General features: G+C 65.3%; 13 protein-coding genes. 6 read left to right on the forward strand and 7 right to left on the reverse strand.

Annotated elements, in window-relative coordinates:
* Position 1 precedes the first annotated feature (1 nt).
* Both AC0QDI_RS08585 and AC0QDI_RS08590 read right to left on the reverse strand, forming a co-directional pair.
* Complete coding sequence (locus tag AC0QDI_RS08585; protein ID WP_226040602.1) at positions 2-166, reverse strand: hypothetical protein; 165 nt, start codon at positions 164-166, stop codon at positions 2-4.
* An 87-nt stretch (positions 167-253) separates the two neighbouring features.
* Positions 254-1,354, reverse strand: coding sequence for an archaeosine biosynthesis radical SAM protein RaSEA (locus AC0QDI_RS08590; protein ID WP_474667166.1), 1,101 nt, complete (start codon positions 1,352-1,354; stop codon positions 254-256).
* Positions 1,355-1,456: 102 nt separating this feature from the next.
* On the opposite strand from AC0QDI_RS08590, the gene tgtA reads away from it, so the two are divergent.
* A complete protein-coding gene (gene tgtA, locus AC0QDI_RS08595; RefSeq protein WP_474667168.1) occupies positions 1,457-2,941 on the forward strand; it encodes a tRNA guanosine(15) transglycosylase TgtA in 1,485 nt (494 codons plus the stop codon).
* Positions 2,942-3,020: 79 nt separating this feature from the next.
* On the opposite strand, the gene AC0QDI_RS08600 is transcribed toward tgtA, so the two are convergent.
* Positions 3,021-3,344 (reverse strand): HalOD1 output domain-containing protein, encoded by a 324-nt coding sequence (locus AC0QDI_RS08600; RefSeq protein WP_474667170.1) that lies wholly within the window; start codon positions 3,342-3,344, stop codon positions 3,021-3,023.
* 175 nt (positions 3,345-3,519) lie between these two features.
* Here AC0QDI_RS08600 and AC0QDI_RS08605 point away from each other — a divergent pair, with 175 nt between their 5' ends.
* Positions 3,520-3,876, forward strand: coding sequence for a TRAM domain-containing protein (locus tag AC0QDI_RS08605; protein WP_474667172.1), 357 nt, complete (start codon positions 3,520-3,522; stop codon positions 3,874-3,876).
* Positions 3,877-3,981: 105 nt separating this feature from the next.
* Here AC0QDI_RS08605 and AC0QDI_RS08610 read toward each other — a convergent pair whose 3' ends face one another.
* The gene (locus AC0QDI_RS08610) at positions 3,982-5,994 is read right to left on the reverse strand and encodes a hypothetical protein (RefSeq protein WP_474667174.1); all 2,013 of its coding nucleotides are present in this window, start codon (positions 5,992-5,994) and stop codon (positions 3,982-3,984) included.
* Positions 5,995-6,251: 257 nt separating this feature from the next.
* Here AC0QDI_RS08610 and arcS point away from each other — a divergent pair, with 257 nt between their 5' ends.
* The 4 genes from arcS (at position 6,252) to AC0QDI_RS08630 (ending at position 11,162) form a co-directional block, all read left to right on the forward strand.
* Positions 6,252-8,003: an archaeosine synthase subunit alpha gene (gene arcS / locus AC0QDI_RS08615; RefSeq protein ID WP_474667176.1), complete on the forward strand. Its 1,752-nt coding sequence runs from the start codon at positions 6,252-6,254 to the stop codon at positions 8,001-8,003.
* 471 nt (positions 8,004-8,474) lie between these two features.
* Positions 8,475-9,146, forward strand: a complete 672-nt coding sequence (locus tag AC0QDI_RS08620; RefSeq protein ID WP_474667178.1) for an SdpI family protein — start codon at positions 8,475-8,477, stop codon at positions 9,144-9,146.
* Between the two features lie 393 nt (positions 9,147-9,539).
* Positions 9,540-10,142 (forward strand): HdeD family acid-resistance protein, encoded by a 603-nt coding sequence (locus AC0QDI_RS08625; protein WP_474667180.1) that lies wholly within the window; start codon positions 9,540-9,542, stop codon positions 10,140-10,142.
* 198 nt (positions 10,143-10,340) lie between these two features.
* A complete protein-coding gene (locus tag AC0QDI_RS08630; protein WP_474667182.1) occupies positions 10,341-11,162 on the forward strand; it encodes a DUF7344 domain-containing protein in 822 nt (273 codons plus the stop codon).
* 278 nt (positions 11,163-11,440) lie between these two features.
* Here AC0QDI_RS08630 and AC0QDI_RS08635 read toward each other — a convergent pair whose 3' ends face one another.
* Genes AC0QDI_RS08635 through AC0QDI_RS08645 form a run of 3 tightly spaced genes read right to left on the reverse strand, consistent with a single transcriptional unit; the run spans position 11,441 to position 16,497 of the window.
* Positions 11,441-13,132 (reverse strand): bacterio-opsin activator domain-containing protein, encoded by a 1,692-nt coding sequence (locus AC0QDI_RS08635; protein ID WP_474667183.1) that lies wholly within the window; start codon positions 13,130-13,132, stop codon positions 11,441-11,443.
* Positions 13,132-13,593, reverse strand: coding sequence for a response regulator (locus AC0QDI_RS08640; protein WP_474667185.1), 462 nt, complete (start codon positions 13,591-13,593; stop codon positions 13,132-13,134). Before AC0QDI_RS08640 ends, AC0QDI_RS08635 begins: the two co-directional genes overlap by 1 nt.
* A 3-nt stretch (positions 13,594-13,596) precedes the next feature.
* Positions 13,597-16,497: a PAS domain-containing protein gene (locus AC0QDI_RS08645; RefSeq protein WP_474667187.1), complete on the reverse strand. Its 2,901-nt coding sequence runs from the start codon at positions 16,495-16,497 to the stop codon at positions 13,597-13,599.
* Positions 16,498-16,625: the final 128 nt, after the last annotated feature.

A 16,625-nucleotide genomic window follows, 5' to 3' on the forward strand; every position in this document is an offset into this window, starting at 1 on the left:
ACTACCGGCCCCATTCGTAGAACCACCAGCTGACACCGAGTAGCATGAGCCCCGCGCCCAGCGCGGAGGTCGCGGGCTCGGGAAAGACGAACAGGAGGAATCCGACGAGGATCAACAGCGCGGGCTCGAGTTCGTTCCAGTAGTCCGAGAACGACGGGAGTGCCATGCGCAACGGTAGCGGGACTGCAGTCAAATAAGTGCGGCCGGCTTCCACAACCAGAAGCCATCGGATCGGCGACTATCGGGGGTTTCGCTAGCGGGTTAGCGGCTGATTGAAGCTCCGTTCGCGCTCGAGGACGGTCTCCCACGTCAGTTCGCACTCGCAGGAGACCTGCTCGAAGACCGAGGGATCCTGCCGCAGGTCGAAGTCCTTGATCGCCTTCTGGACGCGGTCGTCGCACTCCTGGCAGTTGTGCGGGCCGCGATCGGAGCCGTGGCCGACCGGATCCGAGACGACGATGGCGTCGACGTCCGCCGTTTCCTCGAGCACGTGGGCCACCGACCAGAGCCACGGCGGTCGATACCCATCGTTGAAGTAGAGGTCGTCGACCATCGTGTAGCGCTGGACGTTACACGGGTTCATTGAGACGGTGTGACAGCCGTCGACGTCGGCACAGCGCTCGACCGACGAGATCATGTCCGCGACGGCTTCGGACTCGGTGAGGAAGGGCGGTTTCATCAGGAGGTAGGCCTTGATACCGGCCTCGACGCCCTCAGCCGCCTCCTCGTCGGCGGTGGCGGCCTCCGCGCAGGCGTCCTCGAAGTCCGCGAAGTCGAAGTACTTGTTCACGCAGTCGTGTCGCACGCGGTCGGTGGCCGTCTCGAGGCCGATCGCGATGTCCGTGTTGATGCCGTACTGGGTGAAATCGCCGATTTTCTCGCGATCGACGAAGTCGGGCAGGGACTCGAGGACGATGCGTTCCCTGTCGGCGAAGGTGTCGGCGATCGCTCGTCGGCTCTCCGCGCCGACCTCCCGCTCGTCGAGGAACGATCCGGAGGTGTAGATTTTGATGAGGTCGGCCGTCTCGTCGGCGTTGTCTTCCTCGTGTTCCAGACAGATATCGATCTGGTCCATCAAGGCGTCGTGGCTCACGGAGCCGCCGTCGACGCTCTCGGCGACGTAGCCACACATCGTACAGCCGCCGGCGCGGGCCCACCGACAGCCGCCGGTGTTGAGAATGATCGTCAGGCTCGTCCTGACGCCGTCGGGGGTGTTGTCCTCGTCGAGCCAGACGCGGGTCGGTTCGTGGGGATCGTAGCTGGCCTCCTTGCGCGAGCGAATCTCCCGCATCGCCTGATTGTGGGCGTCCATGCCCTTGCCCTGCTCGTAGACCTCGGGGCTCGGTTTACTCATTAGGAGACGCAAGCGGTCCGGGGCGTAAAGCGCCTTCGTCTGTGCCGTTCCGGCCGGCCGAAAACCGTCACGACTTACGTCCGACGGGCTAACTGACGACTAATGCGCGAGTCCTTCGAGATCCGGGACACCGACGCCGGCGGCCGCATCGGGGAGCTGACCGTTCCCCGCGCCGGGACGACCGTCGAGACCCCGGCGCTGTTGCCGGTCATCAATCCGAATCTGGATACGATCAGCCCTCGCCGGCTCGCCGACGAGTTCGGCGCTGAGATCCTCATCACCAACTCCTACATCATCCACGGCGACGACGACCTCCACGAGCGGGCCCTCGAAGCGGGGCTCCACGACCTGCTGGATTTCCCCGGCGCGATCATGACCGACTCCGGCTCCTTCCAACTCTCGGAATACGGCGAGATCGACGTCACCACCGAGGAGATCCTCGGCTTCCAGCGCGAGATCGGCTCCGACATCGCCACGCCGGTCGACATCCCGACCCCGCCGGACGTCTCGCACGAGCGGGCCGCGAGCGACCTCGAGACGACGCAGGAGCGACTCGAGATCGCCGAGGCGGCCGACACGGGCGAGATGCTCGTCAGCGCGCCGGTCCAGGGGTCGACCTATCCGGACCTCCGCGAGCGCGCCGGTCGACACGCCGACGGGACCGATCTCGACGTCTTCCCGGTCGGCGCGGTCGTCCCCCTGATGAACGACTACCGCTACGACGACATGATCGACGTCGTCGCCGCCGCTAAACGCGGGCTCGGTGCCGACGCGCCGGTCCACCTCTTCGGTGCCGGCCACCCCATGATGTTCGCCCTCGCCGTCGCCGCGGGCTGTGACCTGTTCGACTCGGCGGCCTACGCGCTCTACGCCCGCGACGACCGCTACCTGACGGTGCGGGGCACCAGACACCTCGCGGACCTCGAGTATCTCCCCTGTTCCTGTGCCGTCTGTACCGAGTATTCGCCCGACGAACTCCGCGCGCTCCCCGACGGCGAACGCGAGTCGGAACTGGCCGCCCACAACCTCCACGTCACCTTCGCCGAGATCCGCCGGATCAAGGAAGCGATCCGCGCCGGCAACCTGCTCGAGCTCGTCGAGCAGCGCGCCCGCGCCCACCCGACGATGCTCGACGGCTACCGTACCCTGCTCGATCACGCCGCCCAACTCGAGCGCTCGGACCCCGTCTCGAAGGGCTCGTTTTTCTACACCTCACACGAGAGCGCGCGCCGCCCGGAAGTCGTCCGCCACCGCGAACGCCTTGAGCGGCTGTCCGTCCCCGACTCCCTGTTGCTCACGGAGGGGGATTCCCCGCGAAGCGACGAGTTCGACGATTCCTGGCGCGTCGAGCCGCCGTTCGGGCCGTTCCCCCGCGCGCTCTCGAGGAGCTACCCGCTCACCGCGGAAGTCCCCGAGCGGACCGATCGGGCGGCGCTCGAGGCCGCGGCCGACGGCGTCGCTCGGCTCGTCGACGTGAATCCGGACGCAGCGATCACGCTCGCGCATCGAGGGTGGCCCGCGGCCGTCCTCGAGCGCGTTCCGGACTCGGTCGATTTCGTCGATCTCCGGAGTGACGACGGCCGGTGACGACGACGGTCGAGCGGATTCCGGTGCGAAGTGAAAAATCGTCGTCCGCCAATCAGACGTGGAGGAATCGTCGCTCGAGTTACGCGCCGGTGGGGGTACCGCGGTCGGCTCCGGCCGTGATCGACTCGACGGCCGGCGAGCCGTCGACCGAGATCGCGACGCCGTCGGCGCAGTCCACGGCGATCGCGTGGCCGTCGTAGGTGAACTCGAGACGGCCGCGTCGGGGTCCGCCGCGTCGGGTCGGCTCGAAGAGGGCGTCCAGCGAATCGGGGTCGATCCACTCGTAGAGGGGCGGCAACTCGATCGGGTCCACGTCCCGGTGCGCTGCAACCGCGTGAATGACGGCGATGTGTAGCGGCTCGCCGATGTCGTCGCCGGCCGATCCGCTGAATGAGGGAGTCACGACGTAGTCGAACGGACGGGGAAATATAAGGGCAGCGGCGATTCGAGAGTCGTCCTCGGCCGTCGCCCCGTCGGCGGAACGCGTTTTCGGCCCGTTCAGGCACTGCAATTAACCGAGTCACCGACGCGCCGTCGGAATCGGAACACCGAAGCCCCACGCGCCAACCGGTTCCAGTATGCTCGATCTAGCCGTGCTCGGTATCGGCCTGCTCGTCGCCCTCGTGATCGGCTCGTGGCTGTTCAAACGGGTCCGCGGCGGCTCTGCGGACGAGCGACAGTCCCGAGAACGCCACAGGGAGGCCCAGGAACGCGATCCACCGGTCGACATCGGTGACGTCGTGGAGGTCGCGATCCGCGAGTTCACCGACCACCACTCCGGCGAGCGGCGGGCGGTCGGCAAGGTAGAGGGGTTCGTCGTCTTCATCGAGAACGTTCCCGACCGTTGTGAACCGACCGACGTACTCCGAGTCAAGATCCTCTCGTTCAACCGCGGCCATACGTCGGCAACCGCGACAGCTCTCGAGACCGTCTAACTGTCGCGTCTCGCTCCGACCGATCGTCCGATCTCTCAGGCGGCGCTGGTGGCTGGTGCTGGTACCACCGTGATCAAAAGAACGGACGCACCGATCGCCGATGCGTTACTCTCGCCGTCGGAGCACGAGCGCCGTCAACAGTCCGGCGATCGACGCGAGTCCGATCCCGACTCCGAAGCCTGGAATGCTATCGGAACCATCGTCTTCGTCCTCATCACCGTTTTCGGACGCATCGTCGTCGTCCTGCGTCTCGAGGAACTCGCTCATCTCGTCGGTCTCGATCGCGGGGAGGTCGTCCTCGTCCCACTCGCCTGCTCGGTGAACGGTGGTCTCGGAGTCGACCACGTCGAACCGCTCGAGATCGGATTTCGTCGCCGACGCGGTGTCGACCTCGCCCACGTCGTCGACGTAGACGTACATCGACGCGGTGTCTCCGTCCTGTTCGGTCGCGATCCCGCTGATAGCCATGCTTTCGCTGACCGTCTCGGTGAGCGTGCTCATGTCGTCGAACCGCGCCCCCCCTTCGACGCGCACCGTCCCGTCGTCGAGACCCGCGTCGACGCGGGCGACCTCGAGCTCGGATTCTGCCAGCGCCGAAACGAACTGGTCGACTTCCGGAGACGTCGGCGACGTCGGTCCGGTCTGGGCCGACTGCGCCCAGTTTTTGACCGCCCGACTGGCCAGATCCTCGGCTCCGAGTTCGAACTCGCCGTCGATCGCGAGCTGGTCGCCGTCGGTCTCGGCCGACAGGTCGAACGTGACGTCGTTCGGACGGTCGACGCCTCGAGACTCGAGCTCGTCGATGTAGGCACCCCAGTTTTCGGTGTCGCTCGACAGTGAGGCGTCGAGCGTCATCTCGTCGGACGACGTTTGCTCGATTTCCCCGTCCCAGGTGAGTTTCGTCTCGAGATTCGCCGCCTGCTGGGCTTCGATAGCCGTTCGCGCGTTCTCGAGTTGGTCCTCCGGTAGCTGGTCGTCGGAGGCGGTCGCTTCCGCGAGGTCGAACATCGCGACCGTGAGTTCGTTGTAGTTTTCGAGTGCGACATCCCAGTCGACGGTCATCGAATTACCGCTCGCGTCCATCGTGAACGAGACGGTCTCGATATCGACGTCGGTGACGCTCGTCGCGATCGTCTGCGCCTCCGACCTGCTCAGATCCATCGTCGGATCGTTCGCCAACTGATCCGTGAGTTGCTCTTCGATGCCGCCGTCGACGCCAGTGTACTCGACGGTGAATTCGATGTCGAGCCGGTGTTCGCCGTTCGATTTCGCCTCGAAATCGTGTTTCGTGACATCGATCTCGCTGGACCCGCCCAGCAACGCGGCATAGACGCCGTATTTCCGCCAGAGCGTCCGTTCGGCCTGTTCCTGTGTCGACCACTGCTCGGCCGACGTAGCGTCGACGGTCATCTCCTGTGTGACATCGACCTCGTAGCCGTCGCTCGTCTCCCGCAGCGAGACGTCGAGATACTCGTCCGCCCCGTCGGCACCCGACGCTTCGGACGAGTCGACGGAGACGCTCCCGCTCGTCTCGAGTCGGTCTGCGGTTGCGGTGACGTGACCGTTCGTACTGACCGCTCCGGTCGTCGTTGCCTCGCTGTCGAACGTGCCGGACGCGGAGCCCTCGAACTCGTTCGTCTCTTCGGAGACTTCGCCGGAGACGTCGAGTTCGAAGTTCTCGAGGTCGTCGGGTTGCTGCACGACCATCGAACCGCTCCCGGAGAGCCCCTGCTTATCGAGGATCGTCGAGAAATTCGCCGACTCGAGCTCGTCGTCGGGGTTCTCGATGTCGTCGATCACCAGCATGTGGACCAGTCCTTCGCTGACGTCCATGCCCACCTCGAGCGTGTCGACGTCCGTTTCATCGTCGTAGCGAAGGACGGCGCTGTCGTTCTCCCCGAGGTAGATCTCGTCGGCCGAACCGAGTTGCGATTCGGCTTGCGAGATCGAGTCGTACGATTCGAACTCGGGCTCCGGCTCGGTCGCTTCGACGGTCGTCGCCGTTCCCCCGAAGACGATCGGCAGTCCGATCGTCGCGACTCCAACGACTGCGACCAGGAACACGGTCAGAAACGCTCTGAAGCCGTCCGTCGATCGCAGTTTTGTTTCAGATGACATATAGGGAGACCTCCAACCGAAAGAGCATAAAGGTTAATTTTCCCGACTGTCGTATGATGTATTCAGTTATAGTAGTCAGTAATCCACGTCGAAACATTCACGACAAACGACGAGTGTTCGGCTCCTGAATCGCCCGTAGAAATTTCACCCGATTCGCTGCCTCGAGACGGTCACCGGCGTCTCGATCGCGCTCGGAGCCCGGTCGCGGGACCGCTCGCTATCGACAACCTCTTTCGCTCGCCGCGGTCATATCGAGTATGACCGATTATTTCGAAGTACACGAGCGCGACGGGGCCGCGCGCGTGGGCGAACTCCGCCTCTCTTCGCCGGTGACGACGCCCGCACTCGTCGACGACGTCCTCGAGGACGCGGGCTCGCTCTGGAGCGAGGATCGCGAGATTCCCGCGGGCGACGAGTCGCGGCTCACGGTGCTCCCCCACCGGGCGTTCCCCGGCGGCACCGCCGAGGAAGTGCAGGAGTCCTTCGCCGTCGACTCCCCCGACGTCGAGTATCCCAGCGTCGCGGTCGTCTCGAGCGAGCAGGTCGACTCCCAGGGAACGGACGCCTACGCCCTCTCGAACGTCCAGTCGGTGATGGGCCACGGCGCTGCGCTGGTCGAGGCCGTCGTGGCCGTCCGGGAGGCGATCCCCGCCGACACCGCCCTGCTGTTCTCCGGCGTCGCGACGCCGCGGAACGTCGCCCTGCTGGCCTACGCCGGCGTCGATCTGTTCGACGAGACCGCCGCCGTCGTGAAGGGGACCGAGGGCCGTTATCTGACGACCGACGAGGCGTACTTCCTCGAGGACCTCGAGGAACTCCCCTGCTCGTGTTCGGCGTGCCGACAGCCTCGCGAGGAGTTTACTCGGAAGGACTGTGCGGAACACAACGTCAACGCCCTCGAGGCCGAACTGGCGATCGTCCGCCGTCGGATCCGGGACGGCCGCCTCCGAGATTACGTCGAGGGACAGGCCCGCCACGACCAGTGGCTCACCGCGGCCATGCGCGAATTCGACTCGCAGTGGGGCTACCTCGAGGAGCGCACGCCCATCCTCCGCGATGCGGAAATCGACGCCGCGTCCGCGGACACCCTTCGCCGGGTGGAGATCCAGCGCTTCGCCGACCGGGTGACGACGCGGTACCGCAACCGGTTCAAAAACCCGCTGGTGCTCGTTCCGTGTTCGGCCGCCAAACCCTACAGCGAGTCCCAGAGCCACCGCCAGTTCCACGACGCCATCCAGTGGCGCGCCCGCCTCGTCTCGATGACCAGCCCCATCGGTGTCGTCCCGCAGGAACTCGAGACGACCTACCCCGCCCAGCACTACGACACCGTCGTGACCGGCCGCTGGTCCGAAGACGAAAAGCAGTTCGTCAGCACGGTTCTGCAGCGCTACCTCGAGCGCAACGACTATCCGTCCATCATCGCTCACGTCCCCGAGGACGGCTACCGCGACATCGTCGAACGCGTCGAGGACCGACTCGACCTCGATATTACCTATACGGTCGCCGAGCATCCGACCGACGACGAGTCGCTCGCGAACCTCTCGCAAGCGCTGTCGGGCGAACTGAAGTACCCGAAACGCGAGCGCGAGCACAACACCGTCCGTGCCATCGCGGACTACCTGCTGGGCGACGGTGCCGGCGACGACCTCTTCGAGGATATTCAGACCACGGGTCGGTACCCCAAGATCCAGGTCCGCGATAGCGAAGAGACCCAGCTCGCGACGATGGTTCCCCAGTACGGCACTCTCTCCTTTACCCTCGCGGGGGCGAGACGGTGGCTCGAGAGCGACGCGCCGACGAAGCGCGTGGAAATCGACGGCTTCGTCCCGCACGGCAGCGTGCTCGCGCCGGGCGTCGTCGACGCCGACGAGGACATCCGCGTCGGCGACGAGGTGGTCGTCGAGGGACCGAAGGCGTTCGCCGTCGGTCGCGCCGAGATGTTCGGTCGCGAGATGGCCGAGAGCACGCGCGGCGTCGCCTGCGAGATCCGCCACGTCGAGGAGGAGTGAAAGGGGGGGTCGTCGTCACTCGGGCGGTTTCGTGAGTCTCGACTCGGTCGCGTCTCCGATCTTCCCGCCGAGTCGGCGGCCGGGTTACGGAAGCCCGAGGAGGAAACCTCGCCGTTCACGGCGGAGAGGATGTCAACGGGTCGTCGCGTCGGAGTCCGTCGTGTCGGAGTTCGTCGCGTCGGACCCGCAGTCACAGCGCTCGGAGACGTTCTCTCGACAGGACGGACACCGATAGCCGTTCACGAACCGGTTGACGGAACGGCCACACTCCGGACAGTCCCAGATGCGTGAGTTCGACGTTCCCGTCACTGTCAGGCTCTGATTCCGACGAGACTCAAAGGTGTTTCCCACCGTCTCAGCTCGGGAGAATCGATCCGACGCCGAAGTCGTCGGTAGCGACGGACGGTCCCGCCGACCCCATTCCGTCGCTCGGCCCGTTCATTGATACGTGACAGCGTCGTAGTATCCGGTATGAAGACGACGCACCGACTGACGCTCGCGGGCGTATTCGTCGTCCTCGCCGGCGTCGCCAGTCTTCTCGCGGCACCGGAACTGTCCGACCCGCTCGTGACCCACTGGAACGCCGCCGGCGAGCCGGACGGGACGATGTCGAAGACGCTCGGTCTCGCGTTCGTTCCCGTCCTCTCGGCGGCGCTGGTGGCGCTCCTCGCGGTGGTCCCTCGCATCAACCCGCTCGGTGAGAACGTCGACGCGTTCCGCGCCGCGTACGACTGGTTCGTCGTCGCCTTCGCGGGGTTCATGTTCGTCCTCCACGCCGGCATCCTCGCGTTCAATCTCGGCTACGAGTTCGATTTCACGCTCCTCGTTCTCGGTTCGGTCGCCGTCCTCTTCTACGGCGTCGGCGCGTTGCTCACGCGCGCGGAGCCCAACTGGTTCGTCGGTATCCGCACGCCGTGGACGCTCAGTAACGAGGCGGTCTGGGAGCGCACGCACGAACTCGGCGGCCGGCTGTTCAAGCTCACCGCGATAGTTTCGCTGATCGGTCTCTTCTTCGGGGACTACGCCGTCTACTTCCTCGTCGTCCCCGCGCTCCTGACGGCCGCGATCACTACCGCGTACTCCTACTACCTCTACGCGCGTCTCGAGCGCGGCACGGAGTCGTCCTCGAACGCCGGCGTCTGAGATCGCCCCCTCGGAAACGCCGCCATCGGACGCCTTCGACCCGGAACAGTTCCGGAAAGCCGAGTCGCTCGAGGCGGCTTACTCCCTGGAACGGCCGGGACACGACTTGAGCAGGTGCTCGTGATAGACGGCCGCCGGGACTCGTTCCCCGCAGAGTTCACACTCGCGATCGCCACCGTCGCGATCGTCGGTCACGATTCGACGTGTCATCCCCATCGTGATAACGGTCGTGCGTCGTCGGTACGCTTCGGCACGGCGAATTCGACCGCACACCCGTGCGAGGCCGTTACCGGGGTTCGTCCCGGTTTCGGACCGGTCCGTTTCCGCGACCGACTGTCAAATCGCATATTTGTATTATATACCTACACGACGTACGTAGTACTGGTGACGTAAATGAACAGTATCACAGCAACCACCGGAGACGACGAGGGCTACGCCCTCGAGAACGACTGGCGCCCCCTCGCGATCGCGGGCGGGATCGTCGGACTGATCGGGATCCTCGCGATGGCCGCCCCGGCCGTCACCGGGCTCTCGGTATCGATCGCGCTCGGAGCGCTCCTCGTCGTCGGCGGGATCGTCCACGGCGTCCACGCGTTCACGGCGCGCGGCTGGCGAGGATCGATCTGGCAGACGACGCTCGCGGCCGTCTCGGTGCTCGCCGGACTGGCCGTCCTCGCGGCCCCCGCGGTCGCGCTCGTCACGCTGACGCTCGCGCTCGTGGCGTACCTGGCGATCGACGGGATCGCTGAACTGGCGACGGCCGCGCGGATGCCCGGCTCTCGCGGTCGAACGTCGATCGCCGTCAGCGGCGTCATCGCGCTCGTCCTCGCCGGGTTCCTCTGGATCGGGTTCCCGGCCACCGCAGCGTGGGCCGTCGGCCTGCTCGTGGGCGCGAACCTCCTCGTGACCGGGCTCTCGATGGTGGCCGTCGCGATGGCCGCTCGGCGTCCGACGGACGACGTGACCCCGCCCGCGACCGAACCTCGCGGCGCGTGATCCGTTTTACCCGTTCGAACGGACGAGTGTACACGGACTGTCATTTCGCTCGAGTTTCAACGGATCGCTCGAGATGCCCGTGCGCGTAGTGAACGTAGGGAAAACTGTCTTCAACAGAGGGAAACGGATTACAATTCGGGAACCGTGTGTATGAATTGATACCTTCTACTTATTACTCCACGAGGGTATTCATCGGTAATGGATTTGCAGGAGGAGAGACTCGTTCGGCTGCTTACGGATACCACCAATCGAGCGATTCTAACCGTTCTCAATACCGCATCTCACGAGCTCTCTGTGACCGAACTTTCCGAACGTCTCGTTTCGGAGGACGAGGGGGAACTCGACCAGACGGTCATCTCGCTCCATCACAACTACCTTCCCCGACTCGACGAAGCGGGACTGATCGAGTACGATCGCGACGAAAACGTCGTCACCGAGGGGAGCTACTCGGCGGCCGATGCCGAATGGATGAACGTCGACGTGCTCGACGAACTGCTCTCGCAGTGTCGAACGGGACGCAAAGCAGACGAGAGCACCGTTGGACGACTCGAGGGTCGCGAGGCCGTGTACGACTACTGTCGGGAACTGGCCGATAGAGCGACGGACGAACTGTTTCTGATCTATGCCTCCGACGAGTTACTCGACGAGGAGTGCCTCCCACACGCAGAGAACGCCATCGATCGAGGAGTCGCGTTACACGCCGGAACGAAAAGTCGAGAGGCCCGAGAGTTCTTTCGGGATCGGCTTCCCGACGCGACGATATGGGAGCCACAGATGGACTGGCTGTACGAACAGTCGAGCCACCCCCGGGTGAGTCGACTGATCGTCGCCGATCGAGAGACGATCGTCGTCGGTCTCTGGGACGAAGACGCGGACGGGACGAAAACGGAGATCGCGATGACCGGTGACGGAACGACCAATCCCCTGGTGGTCCTCGTCCGTGAACTGCTCGGCCCTCGACTGGATCACCTCGATTACCAGAGCGACGATTTCCTGGGGGCCCTTCCGTTTGAAACGTGACCGGAAGTAGCCGCGAGGAGGTGCGGATTCGATACCGGTTCCGCCCGTACCGAGCGAGACAACGGGACACGCGACGAAATTACTGCTTCCCGTAAGAGCCGCTCGATCGAATGCGTCCGCGACTCTCCTCTCGAGCGCCGAAACCGCCTGTGGACTCGGTCTCTGCTGCTGGTTCGATGGATTACTCCGATCGGACCTCGCCGAGCACGCGTTCGATTTCGGGGAGTCCGGCGACGATGGTCGACCGCGAAGCGACCGGTTCGACCCGCGGACGACGCCTACTCGCCGAACATCGAGTTGAAGAACTTCCGTTCCGCCGTTCGGAGGTGCTGGTTGAAGGTGGCGGGCGCGATGCCGAGGCGCTCGGCGATCTCCTCGCCGGTGCTGCCCCGCGGCCAGTCGAAGTAGCCCGCGAAGTAGGCCGTCTCGAGGGCCGCCCGCTGTTTCTCGGTCAGTTCGTCCTCGAGGACGGACGACGAGCCGCTGTCGCTGCGCTCGCTGCGTTCGGTGGTTCGCTGTGCGAGGTAGGTGACGTCGTCGCGCTGGGTCCTGATGAGTTCGATCATCTGACGGGTGTCCCGGCCGCGCGGGAGTTCGACGACGAAGCGGAACTCCCCGTCGGCGATCGTCGCCGAGGCGACGCGACCGCCGTGGGTCGCGATCGTTTCGAACAGGCTGACGGCGGCGGGTGCGACGAGTTCGAACTCGAACTCGTCGTGTCGGGCCGTGAGCAACCGAACGTCAGTGATGCCGTCGGTTCGGTCGACGGTCTCGGTGAACGTCTCCTGTGAGACGCCGCGTGCCGAGCCGTAGGCCAGGAGCGTCTCGTCGCTGCCGACCAGTTGCTCGAACTCGATCGTACATGACTCCGTCGCCGAGAGTTCGACCAGTTCCTCGGCCATCGCCTCGACGCGGAACTCGAGTTCGACGATGGCGTCGCTGACGAGTGCGTCCCGGCGCTCGATCGCGGTGATCGCGTGGGCGACGACGTCGCCGATCCGACCGAGAACGTCGGTCGCGGGTCCCTCGAACGATCGCGGTGACGACGAGTAAACGTTCAACACGCCGTAGACGAGGTCCTCGTGAGTGATCGGAATCGCGGCCGACGACCGGTAGTCGCGGGCGTGTGCCGCCTCCCGCCACGGCTCGAACTCGGGGTCTACGCCGGCGTCGTTCATCACTTGGACCTGCCCGGTACGGATCGCCGTGCCCGCCGGCCCCCGTCCGCTCTCGTCGTTCTCGTCGACGGTGACGTCGATCTCCTCGAGGTATCCGTCCTCGACGCCGGCCGCCGCCTTCGGGACGACGCGGTCGCTGCCGGGGTTGACGCTACCGATCCACGCGAACCGGTAGGCGTCGGACTCGGCGAGTCGGTCGCAGACCTCCTGTTCGAGTTCCGCGCGCGTCTCGGTCGTGATCACCGCGTGAGTGATGTCGTGGCCGATCCGGTTGAGCCGGTTGAGTGTCTCGAGTTGCTCGCGCTGCTGGCGGCGTTCGCGCTGCTGACGGGCGCGCTCGATCGCGTGGTGGATCGTCCGCACCAGGAGTTCGCTGGTCACCTCGTCTTTGACGAGGAAGTCCTGAGCGCCGCGCTGGATCGCCTCGACGCCGACCTGCTGGTCGCGGACGCCGGTCAGGACGACGATCGGCGTCTCTCCCGCCGCTTCGTGGACCGTCTCGAGGGTGTCGAGTCCCTCGCTATCGGGGAGGTTCAGGTCGAGCAAGACGATATCGGTGGACGACGATTCCATCGCCTCGAGGCCCTCCTCGAGGCGGGTTTCGCGGGTGATCTCGGGCGTCTGCCCCGCCGTCTCGGAGGGGCTGACCCGCTGGGCGAGTTCCTCGGTTCCCCGAAGCATCTCCTGTATGAGACGGGCGTCACCGGGGTTGTCCTCGATCAGGAGGATGCGAAGCGCGTCCTCGGGTTCCGCGCTCTCCGCAGCGGCGGTTCGAGTGTTCGTCTCGCTCATCAGTTATCGGCCTCCGGCGGCAGTCGGACGACCGAGAACCAGAACTTCTCGAAGGCGCGGACCGTCTCGATGAACTCGTCCGGATCGACCGGTTTCGTGAGGTAGGCGTTCGCGTGGAGTTCGTAGGACTTGACGACGTCTTCCTCCGCGCGCGAACTCGTCAACACGATCACCGGGATCGATCGCAGCGCCGAATCGTCCTTGAGTTCCTCCAGAACCTCTTCGCCGTCCTTGCCGGGCAGATTGAGATCCAGCAGGATGAGGTCCGGCCGCGGTACGTCGGCGTACTCGCCCTGCTGGGAGAGAAACGCCAGCGCCTCGATGCCGTCGGAGACGACGTGGAGGTCGTTCTCGATCCGGCCCTGTTTGAACGCTTCCTTGGTCAGGCGGACGTCGCCGGGATTGTCCTCGACCAACAGGATCTGTGCCGGCTCGGACGGGAGTCGTTCTGGCTTACTCATCGGTCACTGGTTCCGTCGTCGATCGGTCTCGGCGTCGGCCTCGCCGGCCGGCGCGCGTTCCATCGCGTCGTCCGCGTCGGGCACCGTCGGCAGCTCGATCGTAAACGTCGACCCCTCGCCGGGCTGAGAGTCGACGCTGATTTCGCCGCCGTGGCGCTCGGCGATTCGTTGACAGAGCGCGAGTCCGATACCGGTGCCGTCGTACTCTTCGTGACTGTGGAGCCGATCGAACACCTGAAAGATTCGATCCGTGTCGCTCGAGTCGATCCCGATCCCCCGATCGCGAACTGAGACCGTCCATGTTACCCCATTGTTCTCGGCGAATACGGATATACGTGGGGTTCCGTCCCCCGAATATGTGATCGCGTTATCGAACAGATTCTGGAACAGCTGGCGGAGCTGTCCGGGATCGCCGTAGACCCGCGGCAGCGAGCCGACGCTGATCTCGGCGTCGGTCTCGTCGATCCGCACCTCGAGGTCTGCCAGCACGTCGTCGATGACGTCCTCGCAGTCGACGGGGCAAAACGGGTCCCCCTGCGTGTCGACTCGAGAGTACTGGAGCAGTCCGTCGATCATCTGCTGCATGCGCTGAGCGCCGTCGACCGCGAACTCGATGAACTCCTCGCCGTCGTCGTCGAGTTCGTCGGCGTACCGTTGTTCGACGAGCGTAAGGTAACTCGAAATCATCCGTAACGGTTCCTGTAAGTCGTGGGATGCCGCGTAGGCGAACTGCTCGAGGCGCTCGTTGGACTCCTCGAGGTCGGCGACCACCCCCTCGAGTTGTTGCTGGTACTCCCGCCGGTCGGTCACGTCGCGCCCGATCCCGGTCACGACCGGCTCGCCGTCGGGATTCTCGAGTTTGGAGGCGACGAACTCGTAGGGAATTTCGGTGCCGTCTTTCGTCCGTACCGTCGCTTCGACGCGCGTGTGTCCGGTCTCGAAAGCGTCCGCGATCGCGGTCGAGATATCGGTCGCGTCGTCACCGTCGAAGAGTTCGAGCGTGTGCATCGACTCGACCTCGGCGTCCGTATAGCCCGCCACGTCCGTGAGCGTCTCGTTCCACCGCGTGAGGTCCCCCGTCTCGTCGAGGACGTAGAACACGTCGTCGATCGCGTCGAGCACGTCGTCGGTGTACGCGCGGAACCGCTCGAGGCGAGTTTCCCGCTCGCGCAACTGGTGCTCTTTCGCCTTCGCCTCGGTAACGTCTTGGACCATGAGCATCCCGGCGAACACCTCGCCCCGATCGTCTTCGATCGGCACCGCGTGGGCCGACCACTCGCGGTTGTGGAGTTCGAACTCGAAAAAGCGGTGTTCGCCCGCGAGGGCGGCGTCGAAGTTCGCCTCGAAGATCTCGCGCGTTTCGCCCTCGTAGCGCTGTCGAACCGTCTGTCCGACGAACTCCTGGACGGTCGCGTCGATCTCCTCGAGGATCCGTCCGCCGACGAGCGTGTACTCCATGTCCTCGTCGAACAGCGCGACGAGCCCGTTCGGGAACTGTTCGACGAGGGTCCGGTAGCGCCGTTCGCTCTCCACGAGGTCGCGCTGGTGGGCTCGCTGCTCGAGTTCGTAACTGACCCACTGGGTCGCGAGTTCGACGAAAGACCGCTCCGCTGGAGTGAACGGTTCCGAACGCGCCGACTCGTCCTCGAAACAGAGGGTTCCGTACGGTTCGCCGTCGACGATCACCTGCCCGCCGAGGTACGCCTCGAGTTCCCACTCGTCGTAGGCGTCCTCGTCGATGCCGTGCTCGAGCGGCGAGTCGGTAAACGCGAGCAGATCGTCGGATTCGATGGTCCGCTTGCAGTAGGCGGTCGATAGCGGCATGACCGAACCCGGGCGAAGCCGCTCGTTGGAGCCGCTCGCGTGGGTCACCTCGAAGCGGTCGTCGGCCTCGTCGATACGGGCCAGAAAGGCGCCCTCGAGGCCGAGACGCTCGCGGCCGAGCGCCAGCAGGTCGTCGACTTTCTCGTCGAAACGCAGCTCTCGATCGGCGGTGATCGCGTAGAGTCGCTGTAAGGTGTGGTTCGTCTCCGCCAGCTCCCGTTCGGTCCCCTTGCTGTCCGTGACGTCCCGAAAGTAGACCGAGAGCCCCGTCTCCGAGGGGGACGCGTGGACCTCGTACCACGCCTCGAGCGAGGGAACGTATTCTTCGAAACTGGTCGGCTCCCGAGCCGCCATGGCCCGGCGATACTCCGCTTCGGACGACGAATCGACCGCAGACGGGAACACGTCCCAGAGACTCTCGCCGAGCAATCCCTCGTCCTCGGGATCGATCAGCTCCCGCGCTCGCTCGTTGACGTATGCGATGGTCCAGTCGGTGTCGAGCTCGAAAAACGCGTCCGTCACGCGATCGACGGTCGTCTCGAGTTCGCTCTCGAGACGACCGCGCTCGGTGATACTCTCGACGGCCGTTGCGAGGAGGTCGGCGACGCTCGCGACGAAGTCGATCTCGCGGTCGCTGAACGCGCGATCCGCCGGGGCGTGGACGCAGAGAACGCCCCAGGGCTCCTCTCTCGAGCCGATCGCGACACCGATTTCGACGGTGTCGTCCCAGCCGGCGACTCGGTCGGAAGCGGACGTGTCGTCGCGCTCGGCGTTCGCGACGACCGGCTCCGCGGATCGGATCGCAGCGCCCGCCCACGAGTCGGGATCGGTCGGTACCGTCACGGAGCCGACGGCGTCACCGCCCCCGCCCGCTCGCAACACCGCCGCGTCGCCGTCGGAGCGCAGTTCGAGGACCGAGCAGGCGTCGGCCGCGAGCGCGTCCCGGGCGACGGCGGCCCCGTCTGCCAGCAGCCCGTCGAGATCGGTCGACTCGAGGGCCCGCTGACCGAGTTCCGCGAGGGCCTCCTGACGGCGGACGCGGGAACGGAGAACACCTGCCGTGGAATCGGAAGCAGCCATGTACGATCAACACACGGGCTGGCGGTGTAAATCTAGCGTTGGACCTCCTCTCGAGCCAATTATTCGCGTATTAGTGAAAGTCAGCACGGCTGATCGGTAGCCGTCGGTCTCCGCAGTCGACGATCGCC

The organism is Natrinema sp. LJW11, from assembly GCF_056135975.1.